Genomic DNA, 21,103 nt, shown 5'->3' with positions numbered 1-21,103 from the left:
AGGGCGGAAGCCGGGCCCGTGTCGCGGACGCCTCAGGCGCGGATCAGCGACGCAGCTCGAAGCGGTCGTTGTCCATCACCTGGGCCCAGGCGGCGGCGAAGTCCTCGACGAACTTGCCTGCCGAATCGTCCTGCGCGTAGACCTCGGCGTAGGCGCGCAGCTGAGGTTGACGCGAACACCAGGTCCACGCGGCTCGCGGTCCACTTCTGCTCACCCGAGTCCCGGTCGACCCCGACATAGCTGCCGTCGGCGGCCGGCGACCACTTGGTGTCCATGTCCAGGATGTTCACGAAGAAGTCCTGGGACAGGGTGTCGGCGCGCTCGGTGAGGACGCCGTGGCTGCTGCCGCCGTGGTTGGCACCCAGCACGCGCAGGCCGCCGATGAGGACGGTCATCTGCGGGGCGGTCAGGCCCAGCAGCTGCGCGCGATCCACCAGCAGGTACTCGCCGGGCACCGTGGCGTCGTCGGCGAGGTAGTTGCGGAAACCGTCCCAGCGGGGCTCCATGGCCTCGAATGACTGCACGTCCGTCTGCTCCTGGGTGGCGTCGGTGCGACCCGGGGTGAACGGCACGGTGATCTCGTGGCCCGCGTTGGCCGCGGCCTGCTCGATGGCGACGCCGCCGGCGAGCACCACGATGTCGGCGAACGAGACGTGCTTGTCGCCGCGACGCAGGTGGCCCACGACGCCCTCGGTGGAGGCGTTGTAGTCGTCGGCGATGCCGGCCAGGACCTCCAGCGTGTGTGCCAGCTCATCGGGCTCGTTGACGGCCCACCCGCGCTGCGGCTCCAGGCGCACGCGACCGCCGTTGGCGCCGCCGCGCTTGTCGCTGTTGCGGTACGACGCCGCCGAGGCCCACGCGGCCTTGACCAGCTGCGAGAGGCTGAGGCCGGAGGCCAGGATCTTCTTCTTGAGACCCTTGATGTCGCCCTCGTCGATCAGGGTGAAGTCCACCTCGGGCACCGGGTCCTGCCAGATGAGGGTCTCCGACGGCACCAGGGAGCCGCGGTAGCGGGACACCGGTCCCATGTCGCGGTGGGTCAGCTTGAACCACGCGCGAGCGTAGGCGTCCTCGAACTCCTTCGGGTTCTCCAGGAAGCGACGCGAGATCTTCTCGTAGATCGGATCGAAGCGCAGCGACAGGTCGGTGGTGAGCATCATCGGCTGGTGCCGCTTCTCCGGGTCGCCCGCGTCCGGGACGCTGGTGGCGCCGGCGTTGTCCTTCGGGTGCCACTGCTGTGCACCGGCCGGGCTCTTGCCGAGCTCCCACTCGTACCCGAACAGGGTCCAGAAGAAGTTGTTGTCCCAGGTGGTCGGCGTGCTGTTCCACGCGCCTTCCAGACCGGAGCTGACAGCGTCGACGCCGACGCCGGTGCGGGTCGGGTTCTGCCAACCCAGGCCGACCTGCTCGAGGGGAGCGGCCTCGGGCTCGGGCCCGAGGATGTCGGCCGGGCCGTTGCCGTGGGTCTTGCCGAAGGTGTGGCCGCCGGCGATCAGCGCGACGGTCTCCTCGTCGTTCATGGCCATGCGAGCGAAGGTCTCGCGGATGTCGATGGCGGCCTTGAGCGGATCCGGATCGGCGTTGGGGCCTTCGGGGTTCACGTAGATCAGGCCCATCTGGACTGCGGCCAGGGGGTTGTCGAGGTCGCGGTCACCGGTGTAGCGGTTGTCGCCGAGCCACTCGGTCTCCGGGCCCCAGTAGATCTCTTCGGGCTCCCACTTCTCGGTGCGGCCGCCGGCGAAGCCGAAGACCTTCATGCCCATCTCTTCCATGGCGTAGGTGCCGGCGAAGATGATCAGGTCGCCCCACGAGAGCTTGGCGCCGTACTTCTGCTTGAGCGGCCACAGCAGACGACGGGCCTTGTCCAGGCCGGCGTTGTCCGGCCAGCTGTTCAGGGGAGCGAAGCGCTGCATGCCATGGCCGCTGCCGCCGCGGCCGTCGCGGATGCGATAGGTGCCGGCCGCGTGCCAGGCCATCCGCACGAAGAACGGGCCGTAGTTGCCGTAGTCGGCGGGCCACCACGACTTGGAGTCGTGCATCACGGTCTTCAGGTCGGCCTTGAGCTCGTCGAGGTCGATGGTGTCGAAGGCGCGGCCGTAATCGAAGTCGCTGGGGTAGGGGTCGCCCTCGGCGGGGTTCTCGGCGAGCAGCTTCAGGTTCAGCTGGTTGGGCCACCAGTCGCGGTTGCCGCCGCCCTCGGCGGGCTCCTTCATCGAGGCGTGCATCGGGCAGCCCGATGCCGTGCTGTCGTCGACTTCCTTCAATGGCTGTTCGTCGGACACTGCGGTTCCTTTCGGTAGGCCGAGATCTTCGGTCTGAAATCAAGGTTTCTGGGTGAGATGGCGGATGGGGGTCGGGTGATCAGGCGGTGCGGGCGGCGCAGTCGGGGCAGCGGCCCCAATAGACCACCTCGGCCTCGTCGATCGTGAAGCCGTGGGTCTGCGCCGCCTCGAGGCAGGGGGCCGCGCCCACGGCGCAGTCGACGTCGCGCACGTCGCCGCACTCACGGCACACCACATGGTGGTGGTTGTCGCCGATGCGGGTCTCGTAGCGGGCGGCGTGCCCGGCCGGCTGGATCCGGCGGACCAACCCGACGTCGGTCAGTGCGTGCAGGACGTCGTAGACCGCCTGCCGGGAGACGTCGCTCAGCTCGTCGCGCACCGAGGTCAGCAGGGTCTCGGTCACGGCGTGCGGATGGGCGTCGACGGCGGACAGGACGGCCAGGCGCGGGCGGGTCAGTCGCAGACCGGCGCCACGAATCGCTGCGGTGAGCGCCTCGGGAGTGTGGCGGGTTGTCGACATGCCTCCATCCTGCCCTAGTTATTTGGACTAAGTCCAGTATTCACCGAATCGGGGTCGGAAGTCCCTGCTCGTTCGCGCCGAGAAGGAAGCGCCGGGGCACGTCGACGAGCATGCTGGTCAGGGTCTCCTCCGGTACGCCGTGCGCCCGGAGTTCGGGCAGCACCCGCTCGTAGATCTGACGGTAGTTCCAGTTCGGCGCGAGCTCGGCCATCTTCGCCGGATCGAACCAGTCGCTGTAGCAGAAGGCGCTCTGCGAGAGGATGAGCTGATCGGCGAAGCCGGCTTCGATCAGGGCGAGCAGGGTGGCCATGCGGGTGGCGTGCGGGAGGAGCAGGTCGACGCCGAACCGGTCCAGGCCCAACAGCGACCCCGCCTCGGCCAGGTGTCGCAGGTGTTCGACGTCTCCGGTGTCGCCGGAGTGGGCGAGCATCACCCGGCGCAGGTCGACGCCCTCCTCGCTGAGGATGCGCTGGGCGATCAGCCCGGATCGGGTGTGCGGATTGGTGTGCACGATGACCGGCGCCCCGGTGGCTACGCTGGCCTGGCCGACGGCGCGGACGATCCGCTCGACGCCGGGCGTGAGACCTTCGGCTTCGATGACGCACGCGAGCGCGGCGGCCTTGATCCCGGTGCGCCCGATCCCGTCGGTGAGGTCGCGGACGAAGGCCTCCACGAGCGGTTCAGGCGCATCGAAACCGAGCCCGGGACCCGTGTAATGGAACTGCAGGGGCAGGTCGCTGTAGGTGAACAGACCGGTGGCCGCGAGCACGTTGAGCTCGGTCTGTTCGGCGACGCGGCGCACCCGTTCGACGTGCCGCCCCATTCCGGGCACCGAGACGTCGAGCAGGGTGTCGACGCCGAGCGCCTTCACCTCGGAGAGTCGTTGCACCGCGTGCGCGACCTGTGCTTCTTCGTCCCAGTCGGGCAGGAAGTTGATGCGGTAGTCCTCGTTGAGGACGAAGACGTGTTCGTGCGCCAGAACCGTGCCGAGTGCCGAGGCATCGATCGGCCCGGTCACGGTGTTGATCGTCTGCATCGCGCCCTTTGCTGGTTTCCGGTGAGGAAATCGCCCCGCCCCCGTGGAGAGCAACTGTAGGGCGCGGCTGGGCCCGGCGGACCCGAATGGCGACGCCGGTTCTCGGTGCCGCGCGGTACCCGGTGCGGCGAATGTCGGTGTCGTACAGTTTCCACATGCTACGAACTGGTCAGACTTTCGCTGGACTCCGCGTCGTCGGCACGCTCGGTGTCGGTGAGGCGGGGGAGAGCTACCTGGTAAAGGCGCCGAACGCGACGGCGGAGGACATTCTTCTGCTGCTGCCCGAGTCGCGCACCTCCGACTCGGCCTATCGCCAGGAGTTTCTCGCCGCGGCCGCGCAGGCCGCGACGCTCGATCACCCGGCGGTGGTCGCGGTGCGCGGCTACGGCGAGGAGCAGGGGCGGTTGTGGATCGCGCGGGAGTATCTGCCCTCGCCGACCGCGGAGACGCTGGTCCGGCAGTCCGGGCCGTTCTCGTCCGCCGAGACCGTCGCCGCGATCGCCGCGCTGGGCGGCGCGCTCGACCAGGCCCGCCAGCGCGGGCAGGCGCGCGCCGACATCGCGCCGGCCGACCTGATCGTGGTCGAGTCGCCCGAGGGACGCCGGTACAAACTGAGCGGTTTCGGGATGCCTGCGACCAAGGAGTCCGAGGATCGGGCCGATCAGGCCGCCCTCGGTGGTCTGGCGACCTTCCTGCTGACCGGCGGCGCGTCGATCGGGCAGCGGGTCACCACCATGCGGCCGGAGCTTCCGGAAGCGGTCGACGAGGTGCTCGGCCGCGTTCGGGAACCCGCCGGCGATCGGTACGGTTCCACCGGCGAGTTCGCCGCGGCGCTGGCGACCGCACTGCTCGGTGACGAAGGCACCGCGATCGTGGATGCCGTCAACGGGCCCACGACCGTCGTGCCGAGTCCGCCCGCCGAGCCCACCGCGACCATTCCGACCGGTCCGGCCGCTCCCACCCAGCCCTATCACTCGGGACCGCAGTACGGGGTCCCGCCGCAGCAGGTCAACCAGTGGGGACAGCAGCCGCTCGTCGCCCCACCGCCCGGCGGACAGTACGGTGCACCCGGCTATGCGTTCGCCGGCGGGCAGCCGCCGGCCTACCCCGGCGGACCCGACTACCCGGGCGGCTATCAGGTCGGACCGCAGCAGCCGGACGACGGTGCCCGCAAGCGCAAGCTGGCGATGGTCATCGGCATCGGTGTCGTCGCGTTCGTGTTGGTGATCGGCCTGGTGCTGGCGCTGACCCTCAGCGGCGGGGATGAGGACGAACAGAACACCGCGTCGAGCAGCAGCGCGACGACCGCCTCCACGGCCACCACGTCGAGGACGACGACCACCCCCACGCAGGCCAACCCGATGGTGGTCAACGGGGTTCCGACCAAGTGCGTGGCGGGTGCACCGACGATCCGCGGCACGACGGCGTATCTGGACGGGGGGCCGATGCGGATCGACGCCGTGGACCTGCCCCCGGGCTGGAGTCCGGACACCGGCGGTCAGATGCCGTTCCTGGTCGACTCCGACGGCCTCGTCGTCTCCCGTCCGGCCGGCGAGAACTGGCAGGCACAGCTGCTGGTGGGCACGCTGCCCGCCGGCTTCACCGGCGACCTGGACGCCATCGCCCGCAAATTCATCGAGTGCCTGCCCGACATGCCCGGCTACGCCAACACCAATGCGAAGCCGGCGGTGATCGAGAGTCAGCGGGAGACCACCCCGAACAACAGCGACATGAAGCTGCTGTACTTCACCGGCAAGGTGCCGGTGACTCGCGGATCCATCACCTCGGACGACTTCGTGCTGCTGGTGGCCGACACACAGCCGCGCAGCATCGCACTCGGCTACTCGGCCGACAACGACCCGCTGAGCCAGGGTGAAGTGACGAAGGCGGTCCAGGAGGCCCTGGTCAAGACCCGTTAGCGGGTGAGCGGTCGGCGCCAGGTGAGCAGCACGTGCATCACCGTCGCCGCGGTCACCACGATCCCGGAGTAGACGAACAGCCAGCCGATCACTGAGAACACCACCCCCAGGGTGCCGAACCGGTTCTCGGCGGTGTCCAGGATGTCGCCGAATCCGATCGTGGTGGCCAGGAAGTACAACGCCACTGCGGCGCCGGTCGCGAGGCCGGTGGCCAGGACCGCCCGGCCGTCGATGCGGCCGGCGGTCAGCAGCCGGATGATCGTCGCCCAGACGAGCGTCCACAGGACGAAGCTGAAGACGGTCTGCACCACGAGCTGGCCCCCGAACGGCCAGTTCCGGATACCGAACACCTCGGCGGTGATACCGGCGACCAGGGTGCCGATGATCAGCGGCCAGCGCCACCAGCCGGCGAAGCCGAGTTTGGGTAGGGCCCAGACCTCGGCGTACATCCGGTCGAGGGCGCGGGTGAACGACGTGGCGCCGATCAGGACCATCAGCCCACCGATGATGCCGAAGGTGGCGCTGTTCGCCTCGTCGGTGGACGGTGCGGTCAGCTCGAGTTCGAGCCACTGCGTACTGATCCGCCGCATGGCGCGGTCCACCGGGCCGTCGGATGAGAGCGTCGTGATGAGGATCAGCACCGGCAGCAGGGAAGTGAAGGCCTGCCCGGCCAGCGTCATCGCTCGGTCGGACACGCCGACCCGGCCCAGGGCGACCAGGATCTCGACGACGACGGTGCCGCGGAGGCGCTCGCCGGCGGCGGACACGCGCTGGCGCAATGGGGATTGGGTCACGCGCTTAAAGTATCCGGCCGCGATGCGGAACAATGGCGGGCATGCCCGAACAGATGGTGCCTGCCGACAGCCACGATGTGATTCGAGTGCGCGGCGCGCGGGTCAACAATCTGAAAGACGTCGACGTCGACCTCCCGAAGCGTCGCCTCACCGTGTTCACCGGCCTCTCCGGATCCGGCAAGAGTTCGCTGGTCTTCGGCACCGTCGCGGCGGAGAGCCAGCGCCTGATCAACGAGACCTACAGCGCGTTCGTCCAGGGCTTCATGCCGACGCTCGCGCGCCCCGAGGTGGACGTGCTCGACGGCATCACCACCGCCATCCTGGTGGACCAGGAGCGGATCGGCGGCAACCCGCGCTCCACGGTCGGCACCATCACCGACGCGCACGCGATGCTGCGAATCCTGTTCAGCCGCTTGGCGACTCCGCACATCGGCGGTCCCAACGCCTACTCCTTCAACGTGCCCTCGGTGACCGGCAGCGGCGCCATCAAGGTGGGGAACAAGAAGGCGGAGAAGGCCACCTTCACTCGGACCGGCGGCATGTGCCCGCGCTGCGAGGGCATGGGCACGGTGGCCGACATGGATCTGACGGCGCTGTACGACGAGACCAAGTCGTTGAACGAGGGCGCGCTGACCATCCCCGGGTACAGCACCGACGGCTGGTACGGCCGGATATTCGCCGGCGCGGGCTTCTTCGACCCGGACAAGCCGATCAAGGACTTCACTGCCACCGAACTCGACGACCTACTCCGCAAGGAGCCCACCAAGATCAAGGTCGACGGCATCAACCTCACCTATGAGGGCCTCATCCCGCGCATCCAGAAGTCGATGCTCAGCAAGGACATCGATTCGGTGCAGCCGCACATCCGGGCGTTCGTCGAACGCGCGGTGACGCAGAGCGTCTGCCCGGAGTGTGACGGCACCCGCCTGGCCGAACCGGCGCGCACGTCCACCATCGACGGCGTCAGCATCGCCGACCTCGCGCGCATGCCGATCGTCGATCTGGCGCAGTGGGTCCGCGGCCTCGACGAGCCGAGCGTGGCGCCGCTGCTGGAGACGTTGCGCGGCACCCTCGACTCGTTCGTCGAGATCGGCCTGGGCTACCTGGCGCTGGAACGGCCCACCGGCACGCTCTCCGGCGGAGAAGGTCAGCGCGTCAAGATGATTCGGCATCTGGGGTCGGCGCTGACCGACGTGACCTATGTGTTCGACGAGCCCACGGTGGGTCTGCACCCGCACGACATCTCGCGGATGAACGATCTGCTGCTCCGTCTGCGGGACAAGGGCAACACGGTCCTGGTGGTGGAGCACAAGCCCGAGGTGATCGCGATCGCCGACCACGTGGTGGACTTGGGGCCGGGCGCAGGCTCCGGCGGCGGCGAGGTCTGCTACGAGGGCGATGTGGCCGGTTTGGAGAAGGCCGACACCATCACCGGCCGCCACCTGCACGACCGGGCCGCCGTCAAGGACACGGTGCGCACGCCCACCGGGCACCTGGAGGTGCGTGGGGCGTCGACCAACAATCTGCGTGAGGTGAACGTCGACATCCCGCTCGGCGTGCTGGTCGCGGTGACCGGTGTGGCCGGATCCGGTAAGAGTTCGCTGATCCACGGTTCGGTGTCCGGCGGCGAGGGCGTGATCGCCATCGATCAGACCGCGATCCGCGGTTCGCGGCGCAGCAATCCGGCCACCTACACCGGTCTCCTCGACCCGATCCGCAAGGTCTTCGCCAAGGCTAACGGTGTGAAGCCGGCCCTGTTCAGCGCGAACTCGGAGGGGGCCTGTCCGGTGTGCAAGGGCGCCGGGGTGATCTACACGGATCTGGTGACGATGGCGGGCGTGGCCTCACCGTGCGACGAGTGCGACGGCAAGCGCTTCCGCCCGGACGTGTTGGAGTACCGCCTCGGCGACCTGAACATCGCCGAGGTGCTCGCGCTGCCGGTGGCGCAGGCCCGCGACTACTTCTCGGAAGGACCGGCGCGCACGCCCGCGGCGGCGAAGATCCTCGACCGCATGGCCGACGTGGGCCTGGGCTATCTGACCCTGGGTCAGCCGCTGACCACGCTGTCCGGCGGCGAACGGCAGCGCTTGAAGCTGGCCACCGCGATGGCCGACAAGGCCGACGTCTACGTGCTCGACGAGCCCACCACCGGACTGCACCTGGCCGACGTCGATCAGCTGCTGGGCATGCTCGACCGGCTCGTCGACGCGGGTAAGTCGGTGATCGTGATCGAGCATCACCAGGCGCTGATGGCGCACGCCGACTGGCTCATCGACCTCGGCCCCGGGGCCGGCGTCGAGGGCGGCGAGGTGGTGTTCACCGGCACCCCGGCCGAGCTGGTGGCCGAGCCGACCACGGTCACCGGCGAGCACCTCGCGGCGTACGTCGGCTGAGCCGACTCGCCGCTACGTTCGCTAGACCGGCTGCGGCTCCGGCGTCGGTGCGGGGGCCTTGTTCTTGCGGCCGCGGGCCTGCGAGACGAAGTGCCCGAAGACGATGAGGCTGAGGAAGGCCGCCAGCGTGCACCAGATCGACGAGTAGTCGGCGGCCTTGATGATGGCGGCGATGGACATGGCGATGAGGTTGCCGACACCGAGCGCGATGACCCAGCGGGCCGAGCTCATCATCGGCGCGAAGCACGTCGCGAAGACGTACGGCACGGCGAGCAGGGCCGCACTGAACGGGACTCCGAGCAGGTAGTCGAGGTTGCTGTCGATCACCTTGACCTCGATGGTCGGCTGCACCGCGAGATAGGCCATGTAGACCGCGAGGATGCCGCCGACCACCATCGGCGCCCACAGCCAGCGGCGTCGTCGCGGATCGGTCTCCATCAACCACACCGACCACGGTATGAAGATCGGCAGAATCGCCCAGGCGAACATCACCCACATGTGCACGCCCGGTCCGGACAGGGCGGCGTCGGTGGACCCGTCGAGTTCCAGCCAGGTCCAGCCTTCCAGCGCCTGGTGGCCACTCCGGCCGCACCGATCACGCCGGCGCCGACGAAGCTGGCAGTCGCACTGAAGCACATGGGCCTATCGTGACACGGAGCCTTCGCCGCCGAGGACAGCCGGTCCGATTTGCACCGTTAGCCCGGCGCCGCTGAGCGTCCCGGTGGCCTCGAAGGTGCGCTCGTAGCCGGTGGCGGCGATGCGCCAGCCGTCGGCGGTGCGCCGATAGGTGTCGGTGTAGAACGCGGCCCCGATGATCAGGACGTCGTACTCGGGGATCATCACCTTGTCCTGCAGGTACCAGGAGCCGGTGGCCTCGTCGCCGTCGATCTCGATGATCGGATGGTCCACGCGGTGCTCGGTGGCCATGGTCGACACCATGGCGCCGCTCAGATACTCGATCAGTGCGTCGCGTCCGGTGAAGTTCAGGGCCTTGCCGCCGACCTTGGAGCCGTAGCCGGCCTCGACGTCGTCGGTGACGGTGTCGGCGAAGGCCGCCCAGTCGCGGGTGTCGACGGCGCGCAGGTAGCGGTACTTGAGTTCTTCGATGGCGCGGAGGTCGTCGTGATGGGTCATCGGGGCGCTCATTCCTGGGTCAGGTCGGGGATGGGGAGGCGGAAGTTGGGCGCGGCGAGGCCGCCGTCGACGTCCACGATGGTGCCGGTGACGTAGGCGGCGGCCGGGCTGGCGAGGTAGACGGCGGCGGCCGCGATGTCTTCGGGCCGGCCCAGGCGGCGCAGCGGGGTGGCGGCCTCGATGGGCACGCGCAGGTCATCGTTGGCGGCGACGATCTCCAGCGCCGAGGTCGCGATCGCGCCGGGCGCGATGCCGTTGACGCGGATCCGCGGGCTCAGGTCCTGCGCGGCCAGCTCCGTGTAGTGCGTCAGCGCGGCCTTGACGGTGCCGTAGGTGAGGTAACCGCGGTCGGCGAGGCGGCCGATCGACGACGTGATGTTGATGATCGACGCGCTGTCGCTGCGGAGAAGATGGGGGACGGCGGCCAACAGCAGGCCGTGCGCGGTGCCGACGTTGAACGAGAACGAGCCGATCAGTTCGCGGACGCTGGTGTTCAGGAACGGTTTCGGCATGGCGCCGCCGACGTTGTTCACCACGATGTCGAGGCGACCGAACTCGGTGATGGCGGCCTCGACGAGCTGCCCGGGGTCGTCGGTGGCGAGGTTCAACGGAACCGCGACGGCGCGGCGGCCCACGGCCTCGACGGCGGCGCGCACGGTCTCCAGGTCCTCGGCGGTGCGGGCGGAGATCACCACGTCGGCACCGGCCTCCGCGAGACCCTGGGCGATGGCGGCACCGAGGCCGCGACCGGCGCCCGTCACGATGGCGACTCGGTCGTCGAGCCGGAAGAGTTCAGTCATTCTCGCAGCCTAACCCGCGCCTCTCGATCGCCGCAGCGGCCCGCCGCCGAGAGGGGCGACGGGCCGCTGCGCGCGGTGTCTGATCACCGTCCGGTCAGCTTCTCCTTGACGGTGTCGACACCCTCCTTGAGCTTGTCGGCGGCCTCGGAGACCTTCTCCTTGGCGGTGGCTTCGCCCTGGTCGGCGCGCCCCTCATGGCGCAACTGGTCGTCGTCGGTGGCGGCGCCGGCGGCCTCCTTGGCCCGGCCCTTCAGTTCCTCGGCCTTGTTCTGTGCGTGGTCGGAGTGGTTCATCGGTCCTCCTTCGTCGTCGTGTGCTTCGTTCGACACGGGGTTACCCGGAAGCCGCGGACTCAAACACCCGGTATGTCCGCGGCTAGACTGCGGGGCGTGGCTGCGCTCGAACGGCACCAGGTGGCGTGCTATCTCGGGGCCCTCGCGACGGCGATGCTGGTGGGCGTCGTGCTGCCCGGACAGTCGGTGCACCTGGGCGGCGCCATCACCCCGCTGTTGGCGGCACTGTTGTTCGTCACGTTTCTGCAGGTCCCGGTGGCACAGCTGGTGCGGCGGCCACCCGCGGGACGGTTCCTCCCGACGATTCTGCTGCTCAACTTCGTCGTCGTACCGGTGCTGGTGGCCGCGCTGTTCCCGCTGCTGCCGGACGAGCGCGCCGTCGAGCTCGGTGTGCTCCTGGTGCTGCTCTGCCCTGCGTGGACTACGTGATCGTCTTCGCCGGACTGGTCGGCGGCGACGCCGCCCGTCTGTTGGCCGCCACCCCGGTGCTGCTCGTGCTGCAGATGCTCGCCCTGCCGCTCGCTGTACCTATGGCTGTTCCTCGGCGCGGACCTGGCGTCGGTGGTGGACCCGTGGCCGTTCCTGCAAGCTTTCGGCGCGTTGATCGTGGCACCGCTGGCGTTGGCGTGGGCTGCCCAGTGGTGGTCCGGGAGAGCCGCGGCGGGCCGCCGGGTGGTCGGCGCGGCGACGGCCGCGATGGTGCCGCTGATGGCGGCGGTGCTGTTCGTGGTGGTCGCCTCGCAGGTCCCGCACCTCGACGGTCGCGCGGGCCGGTGGTGGTCGGTGGCGGCGGTCTACGTCTTGTTCATCGCGGTGATGGCCGTGGTCGGCGGACTGGCGAGCCGCCGGGCGGGACTGGACACGGGGGAGCGGCGCGCGGCGATCTTCGCCGGCGTCACCCGCAACTCGCTGGTGGTGCTGCCGCTGGCGTTGGCCCTGCCGGACGCGTTCGCGGCGACCGCGGCGGCGGTGGTGCTGCTGCAGACGCTGGTGGAGTTGGTCGCGATGGTGACGATGGTGCGTCTGGTCCCGCGCTGGGTGCGGTAGCCCTCAGGTGACGTGCTCGGCGACGGTGGTGGTCGCGCCGATCGTGGCCGGTGTCTCGGTCATGGTGCGCATCAGCGCGCGTGCGTGTCGGTCCCCGCGGTCGGCGGTCCACGCCCGGCCGCCGGGTAAGAGCGCGATGCCTGACCGAGCGAGATTGCCGGGCAGTGCCAGCGCCGGATACCAGGGCGGCGTGCGGGTGGGCAGGCCCAGAGTGGCCATCGCCTTCGGCCCGAGGAAAGCCGTGCTGACGGACAGGTGCTGCGAACGCGCCACCCGGCGACGCAGCGGAGCGAAATGGCGATACTGCCACTGCAGCGGGTCGTCGGCCATCGGGCGAGCCAGCCGCATGCTGGTCTCGTCGGGCGTGGCCAGGGCCGCGGAAGTGTGCAGGAGGATGGCGACGGCGCTGCGGAAGCTCGTGGGCAGCAGATCGTCCCGAACTCCCATGAGGTGGCCGACGTACCGGGTCAGGGCAGCGATCGCCTGATACTCGCTCGGCCGGTGCACGATGCCGATGCCGAGGCCGCCGAGGTTCGGTGCCACCAGCGACCCGACGAGCGTCGCCGCCATGTCGGTCTGATTGATCGGCAGGCCCCATTCCTGGTCGTCCCAGTCGGGGAGCGCGGACACGTGCCTGCGGACCATCGAGTGGATGAACCGGACGCGGATCGTCGACCGGTAACCGGCGCCGAACTTCGCGAGGCCGCCGGGGCTGATCACGTCCATGGCCCACTGCGAGGTCTCGGCGAAGCGAGCATTCGAGCCCTTCTCCAGCGCGCCGGTGCGCAGCAGGGTCTGGTTGAAGCCGGCGAACTGATAGCCGCCGAGGAGGGCGACGTCGCGCGCGATGGTCAGACCGTCCGCGCCCGCGGCGCGCATGGCGGCCGCGGCGACCTCGAGCTGGCCGCCGTCGACCCAGTCCGGAACGGTTTCGAGTTCGTCGAACAGCGTCTTCAGGGGTGCCGGTGGGGCGTCGACGCTGTCGATGCCGTGGCGCAACGCCTGGTCGAACTGCCGTCGGATCGGTGCCGATTCCCGGGTGCGCATCCAAGTGACGAAGTCGTCCATCAGCGGGTCGCCGACCATCAGCAGTTCACCCAGCTCGGCGAACCGGGCGCGGTCCGGTCCGCGGACCCCGAGGAGTGCGCCGAACGCGGCGATCCCGGCCGGAACCGGTCGCGGGGACCGCGGGTGGCGGCGGGGAACGGGCTGGGACAGGACGGGCTGGGACATGTGTCAATGCTCCTGATCGGCCTTCTGGAAACACCTGTGCGCTAAATGTAGCGCGCCGGTGGGTTGCGCCGCGACCCTTGACTTTCCAATCGGGAAAGAGGAGCGTTGAGTTTCCACCCAGGAAAGTAGGGAGTTGTCATGAACGCCACCGATATCCATCACGCGCATACGTCCCTCGAGGCCGTCGGTCGCGCGCGGCACCAGATCCGCGAGGAAGCCGGACTGCCGCGGTGGTACTGGTGGTTCCTCGCGGCGAGCTGGGTGTTGCTCGGCGTGATCGGCGGGCTGGCCCCGGACTGGGCGGCGATCGTCGCCACCGTGCTCTTCGGCGCGGGCAACGCCGCGCTCGCCAGTCGCCTCTACGACGGCACTCGTCCGGGCACCGGTGTGCGTCTGCGTCGATCGCAGGTCGGTCGCGCGCTGCCGTGGCTGATCATCGCGATCCTGGTCGCGATGGTGGCGCTGACCGTCGGTGCGGCACTGTGGCTCGCGGCCGACGGCGCTGCGCACCCGGCGATCATCGCCGGCGTCCTCGTCGCGGCGATCGTCGGCTTCGGCGGTCCGGAGCTGCTCCGGGTCCTGCGCCGCGCGGTGCATGTATGAGCGGGGTGTTCGACGAGCTGATCCACCCGAGTACGCGGTTGTCGCTGGTGGCGACGCTCGCCGGGGCGGAATGGGCGGACTTCGCCTTCCTTCGGGACCGGCTCGCCCTGTCCGATTCGGCGCTCTCCAAGCAGCTCGCGACGCTGGAGAAGCCGGCTACGTCGCGACCGAACGGCGGCTCACCGGCCGACGACACACGGTCCGCGCCCGCCTCACCGACACCGGGCGGACGGCGTTCGAGCAGCACGTGCTCGCACTGCAGGAGATCGTCGCCGGAGCCGCGGCGCGTCAGTGAGTCGCGACCACCGGAAGAGTCAGCTCGGCGTCGTCGGCTCCGGTGAGGCGGACGCGCACCTCCGAATATTCGAGGCCCACGTCCGACTGCCAGTCGACCGGCACCGATGTCGCGCCGGGGTCGGGGACGGTGCCGTCGTCCGCGTTCACGTTCAAGAACAGCAGGTGTTCGTCGAAACCCTCGCGATCCGGGGCCACCGTCACGCCGACGGGCGCGCCGTCGAACGCCAGGGTGCCGGTCACCGCCAGTCGAAGGACACCGTCGGGGCCGGGGAGTCGCATCAACCGTGCTTGCCAATCGTCGCCGAACCTCATCGGATCTCCCTTCCTCAGTCCAAGGGTAGATCCCCGTGGGGTGGAGAATCCGGCGATCGGGCGGCCCGGGCTGTCCGCCACTGACGCGGTGTGCAGTCGAAGCGTCCGCGGAACCAGCGGGAGAAATTGGACGGACTGGAGAAGCCGAGCATCATGGCGACGTCGGTGAACGAATAGCGTTGTGCCGCAACGAGATGCTCGGCCAACGCTGCCCGAGTGTCGTCGACGACGGACGAATAGCTGGCGCCCTCGGCGGCGAGGCGGCGGTGCACCGTGCGCCGGTCGACGCCCAGACTCGAGGCCACCTGGTCCACCGTGCAGCGACCGGTCGGCAGCAGCATCTCCACCAACTCGCGGGTCCGCACCGTCGTCGACGGCGCCGCGCCCGGCTCCAATTCGCTCAGAATGCGGCGACTGTACTCGCGCAACTGCGGATCGGACTGGCTCACCGGGCGATCGAGGTCGGCTTCGGCGACGGTGAGACCGTTGAAGTCGCGGTGGTAGCGGGCCAGGCCACCGAAGATTCGACGCGCGGTGGTGTCGTCCTCCGGCGGCGGGTGCGCGAAGGACACCGACAGCGGTCGCCACGAGTCGCCGGCGAGCTCCCTGATCAGGGAGAACAGCACGCCGACGGCCAGGTCGGTGGACTGCCGATCGGCGATCGGGTGGCCCACGTCGAGTTCGACGCGGATGTCGGCGACCCCGTCGTGCACGGTCACCAGGGTGCGGAGGGATTCGTTGTACATCCGTTCGTGACGCGCCAGGAGGGTCAGGGCGCTGCGGACATCGGGTTCCTCGCGCAGGACCAGGCTGAGGGGGCCGAGATGGGACAGTCGACGCAGCTCGGCGAGCCGTAGGCCCAGGTCAGGTTTGTGTGCCTGGGCTGCGGTGAGCTCGAGCAGTTCGATGATCGCCTCGGCGGGCACCCAGCGGTCCTGCACGGCCAAACCGCCCGGGTCGAGCCCCACCGAGCGCATCAGGTGGTTCGGATCCAGGCGCAGCGAGCGCGTCAACTGCACGAAATTCGCGAGCGAGCCGTACCTGGCCAGGGGCTTCATCGCCATGACTGTGATCCCAGTCGGCCGGGGATAGCAATGAGTCGCAGATCACTGTCTGTCCCAACCTGAATAGTTTGACGTCCCACGAGGAATAGTTTAGCCCTCTTTCGGCCCTTACTGTCGTTCACATCACATCGACAGCAGCGTTGTAGCGGCTGACATGAAAGGGAACTCATGACTCAGGCAATTCGCTTCCACTCCGTCGGCGGCCCCGACGTTCTCAGCCTGGAAGAGATCGTGGTGGGCGAGCCGGGCCCTGGTGAGGCTCGGGTGCGTCACCACGCGATCGGCGTCAATTTCGCTGACACCTACTACCGCACCGGCCTGTACCCGGTGCCGCTGCCGAACGGCATGGGCGTCGAGGCGGCCGGCGTGGTGGAGGCGGTGGGCCCCGGCGTGACCGAGGTGGCCCCCGGCGATCGAGTCACCTACACCTACACCGGAAGCCCGCTAGGCGCCTACAGCACCGATTTCGTGCTGCCGGCCCGCCACCTGATCGCGCTGCCGGACGAGATCTCCTTCGAGACCGCCGCCGCCTGCACCATGCGCGGCCTCACCGCCGGCTACCTGATGCGTCGGATCCACGACTACAAGCCGGGCGACACCATCCTGCTGCACGCAGCCGCCGGCGGCGTCGGCCTGATCGTCGCCCAGTGGGCCAAGCTGCTGGGCCTGCGGGTCATCGGCACCGTCTCCACCGAGGAGAAGGCCGCCCTGGCCAAGGCCAACGGCGTCGACGAGATCATCTACTACAAGCGCGAGAACGTCGCCGAGCGCGTGCGCGAGCTGACCGACGGCGTCGGCGTTCCGGTGGTGCTGGACAGCATCGGCAAGGCCACCGTCGACGCGTCGCTCGACAGCCTCGCCAAGCGCGGCCTGCTGGTCTGCTTCGGCACGTCGTCGGGCCCGATCCCGCCGATCGACCCCATGCAACTGGCCATCAAGGGGTCTCTGTTCGTCACCCGCCCCGGTCTGGCCGACTACATCGCCGATCCCGCCGAGCGGGCCGAGCTGGCCGGCGAACTCTTCGGCCACATCGCCGCCGGCCGCATCGTGATCAACGTCAACCAGCGCTACCCGCTCGCCGAAGCGGCCCGCGCCCACGCCGATCTGGAGTCCGGTGCCCTCACCGGATCCACGATCCTCACCGTCTAGTCCCCACCCGAGAGGAGGAGAAGAAGCCATGACCATGACCGCCGACCGCCCCGTCACCACCGAGGCCGCCGCTACCAAGACGATCCGAGCCGAACGACTCACCGCGCACCTCGGTGCGGAACTGTTCGACGTCGACCTCGCCCAGGTCGCCCACGACGACGCGCTGTTCGCCCAACTGCGTGAGCTGCTTCTCGTGCACAAGGTCCTGTTCGTCCGCGATCAGCCGATCAGCCGCGCCGATCACGTCGCGCTCGCCGAACGCTTCGGTGCGCTCGAGGATCACCCGGTCGCCGGCAGCGATCCGGAACATCCCGGCCTGGTGCGGATCTACAAGGATCTCGACAGCCCTGCCGAGCACTACGAGAACGCCTTCCACTGCGACGCCACCTGGCGCGAGGCCCCGCCCATGGGTTCGGTCCTGCGGTGCGTCGAAGGCCCCGAGGTGGGCGGCGACACCATCTGGGTCGACATGGTCGCGGCCTACGCAGCCCTGCCCGCGGACGTGAAGAAACGCATCGAAGGCCTGCGGGCCCGCCACTCGATCGAAGCCAGCTTCGGTGCGGCCATGCCTGCCGACAAGCGCGCGCAGCTGCACGCGACCTACCCGGATGCCGAACATCCGGTGGTGCGGACGCACCCGGAGTCCGGCGAGAAGGTCCTCTTCGTCAATTCCTTCGCCACCCACCTCACCAATTTCCACACGCCGACCAATGTCCGGTTCGGCTACGACTACGCACCCGGTGCGGCGGACCTGCTGCACTACCTGATCCGTCAGGCCTCGGTGCCCGAGTTCCAGGTCCGCTGGCGGTGGACCCCCAACAGCTTCGCGATCTGGGACAACCGCAACACCCAGCACTACGCGGTCCAGGACTACTGGCCCGCCGTCCGTCGGATGGAACGCGCCGGCATCGTCGGCGACCGCCCGTTCTGACCCTCACCCACCCACCGTCACCACAGCCCTCAACCCGTATTTCACCCCAAGGAGAACACCATGCATTTCCACGACGACGCCCTGCTGCCTGAGGTCCAGGAGAAGCAGGTCATCACGGTGGCCCCGTACGGTCCCGAGTGGGAGGTCGACGACTTCCCCGAAGATCTGCCCCTGACCATCGAGCAGCACGTCCAGCAGGCCGTCGACTGCTACGAGGCCGGCGCCACGGTGCTGCACATTCACGTCCGTGAGCTCGACGGTTCCGGCAGCAAGCGGATGTCGAAGTTCAACGAGCTGCTGGCGGGCCTCCGCGAGGCCGTGCCGGACATGATTCTGCAGGTCGGCGGTTCGATCTCGTTCGCGCCGGAAGGCGAAGGCGCCGAGGCCAAGTGGCTGTCCGACGACACCCGCCACCTGCTGGCCGAGCTCGATCCGAAGCCGGACCAGGTGACGATCGCGATCAACACCAGCCAGATGAACATCATGGAGCTGATGACCGCCGATGACATCGCCGGCACCTCGATGGAGCGTCCGGAACTGTCGGACACCTACCGTGAGATGACTGTCCCGGCCGGCCCGGAGTGGGTCGAGGAGCACCTGCGTCGCCTGCGCGCCAACGGCATTCAGCCGCACTTCCAGCTGTCGTCGATCCCGCAGTTGGAGACCGTCGAGCGCCTGATCCGTCGCGGCAAGTACATGGGCCCGATGAACGTCACGTGGGTCGGTATCGGCGGCGGCTTCGACGGCCCCAACCCGTACAACATCATGCAGTTCATCAACCGTGTGCCGGACGGCGCCGTGCTGGCGCTCGAGTCGATCATGCGCTCGGTGCTCCCGGTCAACACCCTGGCGATCGCCATGGGTCTGCACACCCGCTGCGGCAACGAGGACACCCTCTGGGGCCGCAAGGGCGAGAAGATCAAGTCGGTGGACCAGGTCAAGCAGCTCGTGCGGATCAGTCACGAGCTCGGCCGCGAGGTGGCCACGGGCAAGGAAGCGCGCGACATCTACCGGATCGGCGAGACCTACGACTCGGTCGACGAGACGCTCGCCAAGCTGGGCTACGCGCCCAACCGTCAGCCCGGTCAGCTCGGTTTCACCCACCACGCGTAAGGCGATTGAGTCACCATGGCAACTATGACTCCTCGCGTAAGCGTTGAGGTTCCCATGGCGTCGGAGGCGCCGACGACTGGCAAGCCCAGTCGCCGGCGGCTCTACGCCTGGGTGGTCCTCGCCCTTGCGTTCTCTCTGCTGCTGTCGGACTACATGTCCCGACAGGTGCTCGCCGCGGTGTTCGTGCCGCTCGGGCAGGAACTGAGCCTGGACAAGGGCCAGCTCGGATCACTCATCTCGGTCGTGGCCCTCATGGTCGGTCTGCTGACCCTGCCGATCTCGATCCTCGCCGATCGTTGGGGCCGCGTGCGCAGCCTCGTCGTGATGGCAGTCCTCTGGTCGCTCGCCACGCTGGCCTGCGCCTTCGCCCAGACCTACGAGCAGCTCCTGGTCGCTCGGTTCTTCGTGGGCGTCGGCGAAGCCGCCTACGGCAGCGTCGGTATCGCCCTGGTGCTCAGTCTGTTCGCCCCCCGCGTGCATGGAGCACTCTCGGCGGCCTTCATGGCCGGCGGTTCGTTCGGCACCATGTTCGGTACGGCGCTGGGCGGGGTCATCGCAGTACAGTTCGGGTGGCGCTGGTCCATCGCGTCGATGGCGGTGCTGGGTCTGCTCTTGGTGGCGGCCTTCCGGCTGATCGTCACCGAGGCGCGGGTGCGCCGACACGAAGTGCCCGCCGAGGACGTGGTGGTCGAGGAGGTCGCGGCCGAGGAAACCCCGGTCGCCGACTCCGGTCCCAAGTTGGACCGTGCGCCGTTCTCCAGCCTGTTCACCAATCCAGCGGTGCTGTGCGCCTACTTCGGCAGCGGCATGCAGATGTTCATGGCCGCGGTGATGTTGACCTGGTTGCCGACCTTCTTCAAGGAGGCCTACAACCTGCCGGTCGACAAGGCCGGCGGCATGGCGGCCATCTTCGTCATGCTGGTGGGTTCGGGCATGGTGGTCTGCGGCTTCTTCGCCGACCGGATCAGCCTGTCCGATCCGACGCGCAAGTGGACGGCCGGCGTGGCGTTCTGTTCCATCGCCTTCGTCTCCCTGATGTTCGCGTTCCGGATGCCCACCGGGACCACGCAGCTGGTGCTGCTCGGGATCGGCGCGTTCTTCTCGGCCGGCTGCTCGGGCACCTCGGCCGCGATGGTCGCGTCGCTGACGCACCGCTCGATTCAGGCCTCCGCGATGGGCACGCTGACCCTGGCGAACAACCTGCTGGGTCTGGCGGCGGCGCCGCTGCTGATCGGCATTCTGGCCGACAGCATGGGCCTGATGGGGGCGCTGAAGATCGCGCCTCTGGTCTACATTCCGGCGGCGGCGGCGATGATCGTCGGACGTCGACTTCATCCGGCGGGGCTGGCCCGACTGCGTGCGATCTCCAGCGGGGTGGCCCGATGAGCGCAGTGAACCCCACCGTGGTCGTGGTCCCCGGACTGCGCGGCGCAGCACCTGACCACTGGCAGGAACTCTACCTCGCGGAGCACCCGGAGGCGGTCCGCGTACCGTTCCCGGCCGAAGCCGACTGGCACGATCTGAACGAGCGAATCCGTTTGCTGCAGAACACGATCGACGACGTCGACGGCCCGGCAGTACTGCTGGCGCATAGCGCCGGAGTGCTGGTGACCGTGGCGTGGGCCCGACAGGCGCCCGCGGTCTCGCTCGACCGGGTGGCCGGCGCGGTGCTGGCGACGCCGCCGGACTTCGACGTCGACTGGCCGGAGCCGCACCCGCGGCCTGCGGAATTGGCAGCCGCAGGGTGGTCGCCGATCTCGCGACGCACGCTGCCCTTCGGGTCGGTGGTGGCGGCCAGCCGCAACGATCCGCTCGCCCGCTTCCGCACCACCGCAGGCTTGGCCGAGGTGTGGGGGAGCAGGCTGGTGGATCTCGGCGACGCCGGACACCTGAACCCGGCGGCCGGCTTCGGTCCCTGGGCTCTGGCCGAGGAACTGGTCGCCGAGATGGCCGCCCGACTGGTGGTCGGCTCGGTCTAGACGAACACGAGGGGAAGACACCTCCGCGGACTTGTCTGCGGAGGTGTCTTCGTGTTCCGGGCGGCGGGTCGCCGGCGTCGTCGGCGAAACGGAGGAACGCGTCGTGCTCGGTCCACGCTGCCTCTTCGTCGGGAGACCCGCTGGGCTTGGTCGGCGCGGCGCTGCTCGTTGTCGGCGGTGCGCTGGGCCCGGCACTGTGCGTGC

The 21,103-nt window shown here is 69.0% G+C and carries 20 protein-coding genes and 2 pseudogenes; 11 read left to right on the top strand and 11 right to left on the bottom strand.

Annotation, left to right across the window (positions count from 1 at the left end):
* Positions 1 to 43: 43 nt before the first annotated feature.
* From katG to MUG78_RS14855, 3 genes and pseudogenes are all read right to left on the bottom strand, one after another.
* A pseudogene (gene katG, locus MUG78_RS14865) lies at positions 44 to 2,282 on the bottom strand (catalase/peroxidase HPI).
* Positions 2,283 to 2,361: 79 nt separating this feature from the next.
* Complete coding sequence (locus tag MUG78_RS14860) at positions 2,362 to 2,802, bottom strand: Fur family transcriptional regulator (protein ID WP_246996067.1); 441 nt, start codon at positions 2,800 to 2,802, stop codon at positions 2,362 to 2,364.
* A 40-nt stretch (positions 2,803 to 2,842) separates the two neighbouring features.
* Positions 2,843 to 3,838: a phosphotriesterase family protein gene (locus MUG78_RS14855; protein ID WP_246996065.1), complete on the bottom strand. Its 996-nt coding sequence runs from the start codon at positions 3,836 to 3,838 to the stop codon at positions 2,843 to 2,845.
* Positions 3,839 to 3,993: 155 nt separating this feature from the next.
* Between MUG78_RS14855 and MUG78_RS14850 the strand changes: the two genes are divergently transcribed.
* A complete protein-coding gene (locus MUG78_RS14850) occupies positions 3,994 to 5,757 on the top strand; it encodes a serine/threonine-protein kinase (protein ID WP_246996063.1) in 1,764 nt (587 codons plus the stop codon).
* Here MUG78_RS14850 and MUG78_RS14845 read toward each other — a convergent pair.
* Positions 5,754 to 6,551, bottom strand: coding sequence for a hypothetical protein (locus MUG78_RS14845; RefSeq protein ID WP_246996061.1), 798 nt, complete (start codon positions 6,549 to 6,551; stop codon positions 5,754 to 5,756). The two genes, MUG78_RS14850 and MUG78_RS14845, sit on opposite strands and share 4 nt — an antisense overlap.
* A gap of 41 nt (positions 6,552 to 6,592) precedes the next feature.
* On the opposite strand from MUG78_RS14845, the gene MUG78_RS14840 reads away from it, so the two are divergent.
* Positions 6,593 to 8,944: an ATP-binding cassette domain-containing protein gene (locus MUG78_RS14840; RefSeq protein ID WP_246996059.1), complete on the top strand. Its 2,352-nt coding sequence runs from the start codon at positions 6,593 to 6,595 to the stop codon at positions 8,942 to 8,944.
* A gap of 21 nt (positions 8,945 to 8,965) precedes the next feature.
* Here the strand turns inward: MUG78_RS14840 and MUG78_RS14835 are convergent, their stop codons facing one another.
* The 4 genes from MUG78_RS14835 to MUG78_RS14820 all read right to left on the bottom strand — a co-directional run bounded on the left by MUG78_RS14835 (position 8,966) and on the right by MUG78_RS14820 (position 11,171).
* Entirely contained in the window at positions 8,966 to 9,580 is a 615-nt protein-coding gene (locus MUG78_RS14835) for a DUF6629 family protein (RefSeq protein ID WP_246996057.1), read from the bottom strand.
* A gap of 6 nt (positions 9,581 to 9,586) precedes the next feature.
* The gene (locus MUG78_RS14830; RefSeq protein WP_246996055.1) at positions 9,587 to 10,078 is read right to left on the bottom strand and encodes a nuclear transport factor 2 family protein; all 492 of its coding nucleotides are present in this window, start codon (positions 10,076 to 10,078) and stop codon (positions 9,587 to 9,589) included.
* Positions 10,079 to 10,086: 8 nt separating this feature from the next.
* Positions 10,087 to 10,878 (bottom strand): SDR family oxidoreductase, encoded by a 792-nt coding sequence (locus MUG78_RS14825; protein WP_246996053.1) that lies wholly within the window; start codon positions 10,876 to 10,878, stop codon positions 10,087 to 10,089.
* A gap of 83 nt (positions 10,879 to 10,961) precedes the next feature.
* Entirely contained in the window at positions 10,962 to 11,171 is a 210-nt protein-coding gene (locus tag MUG78_RS14820; RefSeq protein ID WP_246996051.1) for a CsbD family protein, read from the bottom strand.
* A gap of 96 nt (positions 11,172 to 11,267) precedes the next feature.
* On the opposite strand from MUG78_RS14820, the gene MUG78_RS18350 reads away from it, so the two are divergent.
* Together MUG78_RS18350 and MUG78_RS18345 are read left to right on the top strand one after the other, a co-directional pair.
* On the top strand, positions 11,268 to 11,600 hold the full coding sequence (locus MUG78_RS18350) for a hypothetical protein (RefSeq protein WP_308221371.1): 333 nt from the start codon (positions 11,268 to 11,270) through the stop codon (positions 11,598 to 11,600).
* Positions 11,601 to 11,735: 135 nt separating this feature from the next.
* Complete coding sequence (locus MUG78_RS18345; RefSeq protein WP_308221370.1) at positions 11,736 to 12,218, top strand: hypothetical protein; 483 nt, start codon at positions 11,736 to 11,738, stop codon at positions 12,216 to 12,218.
* A 3-nt stretch (positions 12,219 to 12,221) separates the two neighbouring features.
* On the opposite strand, the gene MUG78_RS14810 is transcribed toward MUG78_RS18345, so the two are convergent.
* Positions 12,222 to 13,451 (bottom strand): oxygenase MpaB family protein, encoded by a 1,230-nt coding sequence (locus MUG78_RS14810; RefSeq protein ID WP_246996049.1) that lies wholly within the window; start codon positions 13,449 to 13,451, stop codon positions 12,222 to 12,224.
* A 138-nt stretch (positions 13,452 to 13,589) separates the two neighbouring features.
* Between MUG78_RS14810 and MUG78_RS14805 the strand changes: the two genes are divergently transcribed.
* Both MUG78_RS14805 and MUG78_RS14800 read left to right on the top strand, forming a co-directional pair.
* Positions 13,590 to 14,054: a hypothetical protein gene (locus MUG78_RS14805; protein WP_246996047.1), complete on the top strand. Its 465-nt coding sequence runs from the start codon at positions 13,590 to 13,592 to the stop codon at positions 14,052 to 14,054.
* Positions 14,051 to 14,349 (top strand): annotated as a pseudogene (locus MUG78_RS14800) (transcriptional regulator). The gene MUG78_RS14805 and the pseudogene MUG78_RS14800 overlap by 4 nt, the downstream one beginning before the upstream one ends.
* Here the strand turns inward: MUG78_RS14800 and MUG78_RS14795 are convergent.
* On the bottom strand, positions 14,343 to 14,663 hold the full coding sequence (locus tag MUG78_RS14795) for a hypothetical protein (protein WP_246996042.1): 321 nt from the start codon (positions 14,661 to 14,663) through the stop codon (positions 14,343 to 14,345). The pseudogene MUG78_RS14800 and the gene MUG78_RS14795 overlap by 7 nt on opposite strands.
* A 14-nt stretch (positions 14,664 to 14,677) precedes the next feature.
* Positions 14,678 to 15,721: an AraC family transcriptional regulator gene (locus MUG78_RS14790; protein ID WP_246997084.1), complete on the bottom strand. Its 1,044-nt coding sequence runs from the start codon at positions 15,719 to 15,721 to the stop codon at positions 14,678 to 14,680.
* Positions 15,722 to 15,895: 174 nt separating this feature from the next.
* On the opposite strand from MUG78_RS14790, the gene MUG78_RS14785 reads away from it, so the two are divergent.
* From MUG78_RS14785 to MUG78_RS14765, 5 genes are read left to right on the top strand one after another with little or no spacing between them, the layout of a single operon-like run.
* Positions 15,896 to 16,876: a quinone oxidoreductase family protein gene (locus MUG78_RS14785; protein WP_246996040.1), complete on the top strand. Its 981-nt coding sequence runs from the start codon at positions 15,896 to 15,898 to the stop codon at positions 16,874 to 16,876.
* Between the two features lie 28 nt (positions 16,877 to 16,904).
* Positions 16,905 to 17,807 (top strand): TauD/TfdA dioxygenase family protein, encoded by a 903-nt coding sequence (locus MUG78_RS14780; RefSeq protein ID WP_246996038.1) that lies wholly within the window; start codon positions 16,905 to 16,907, stop codon positions 17,805 to 17,807.
* Positions 17,808 to 17,867: 60 nt separating this feature from the next.
* On the top strand, positions 17,868 to 18,920 hold the full coding sequence (locus MUG78_RS14775; protein ID WP_246996036.1) for a beta-keto acid cleavage family enzyme: 1,053 nt from the start codon (positions 17,868 to 17,870) through the stop codon (positions 18,918 to 18,920).
* Between the two features lie 15 nt (positions 18,921 to 18,935).
* Positions 18,936 to 20,306, top strand: a complete 1,371-nt coding sequence (locus MUG78_RS14770) for an MFS transporter (RefSeq protein ID WP_372493252.1) — start codon at positions 18,936 to 18,938, stop codon at positions 20,304 to 20,306.
* On the top strand, positions 20,303 to 20,899 hold the full coding sequence (locus MUG78_RS14765) for an RBBP9/YdeN family alpha/beta hydrolase (RefSeq protein WP_246996034.1): 597 nt from the start codon (positions 20,303 to 20,305) through the stop codon (positions 20,897 to 20,899). The genes MUG78_RS14770 and MUG78_RS14765 overlap by 4 nt, the downstream gene beginning before the upstream one ends.
* The last annotated feature ends 204 nt before the right edge of the window (positions 20,900 to 21,103 follow it).

Source organism: Gordonia alkaliphila (genome assembly GCF_023017165.1).
GTDB classification, from domain to species: Bacteria; Actinomycetota; Actinomycetes; order Mycobacteriales; family Mycobacteriaceae; genus Gordonia; species Gordonia alkaliphila.
This window is presented reverse-complemented; position numbering and strand designations above follow the sequence as displayed.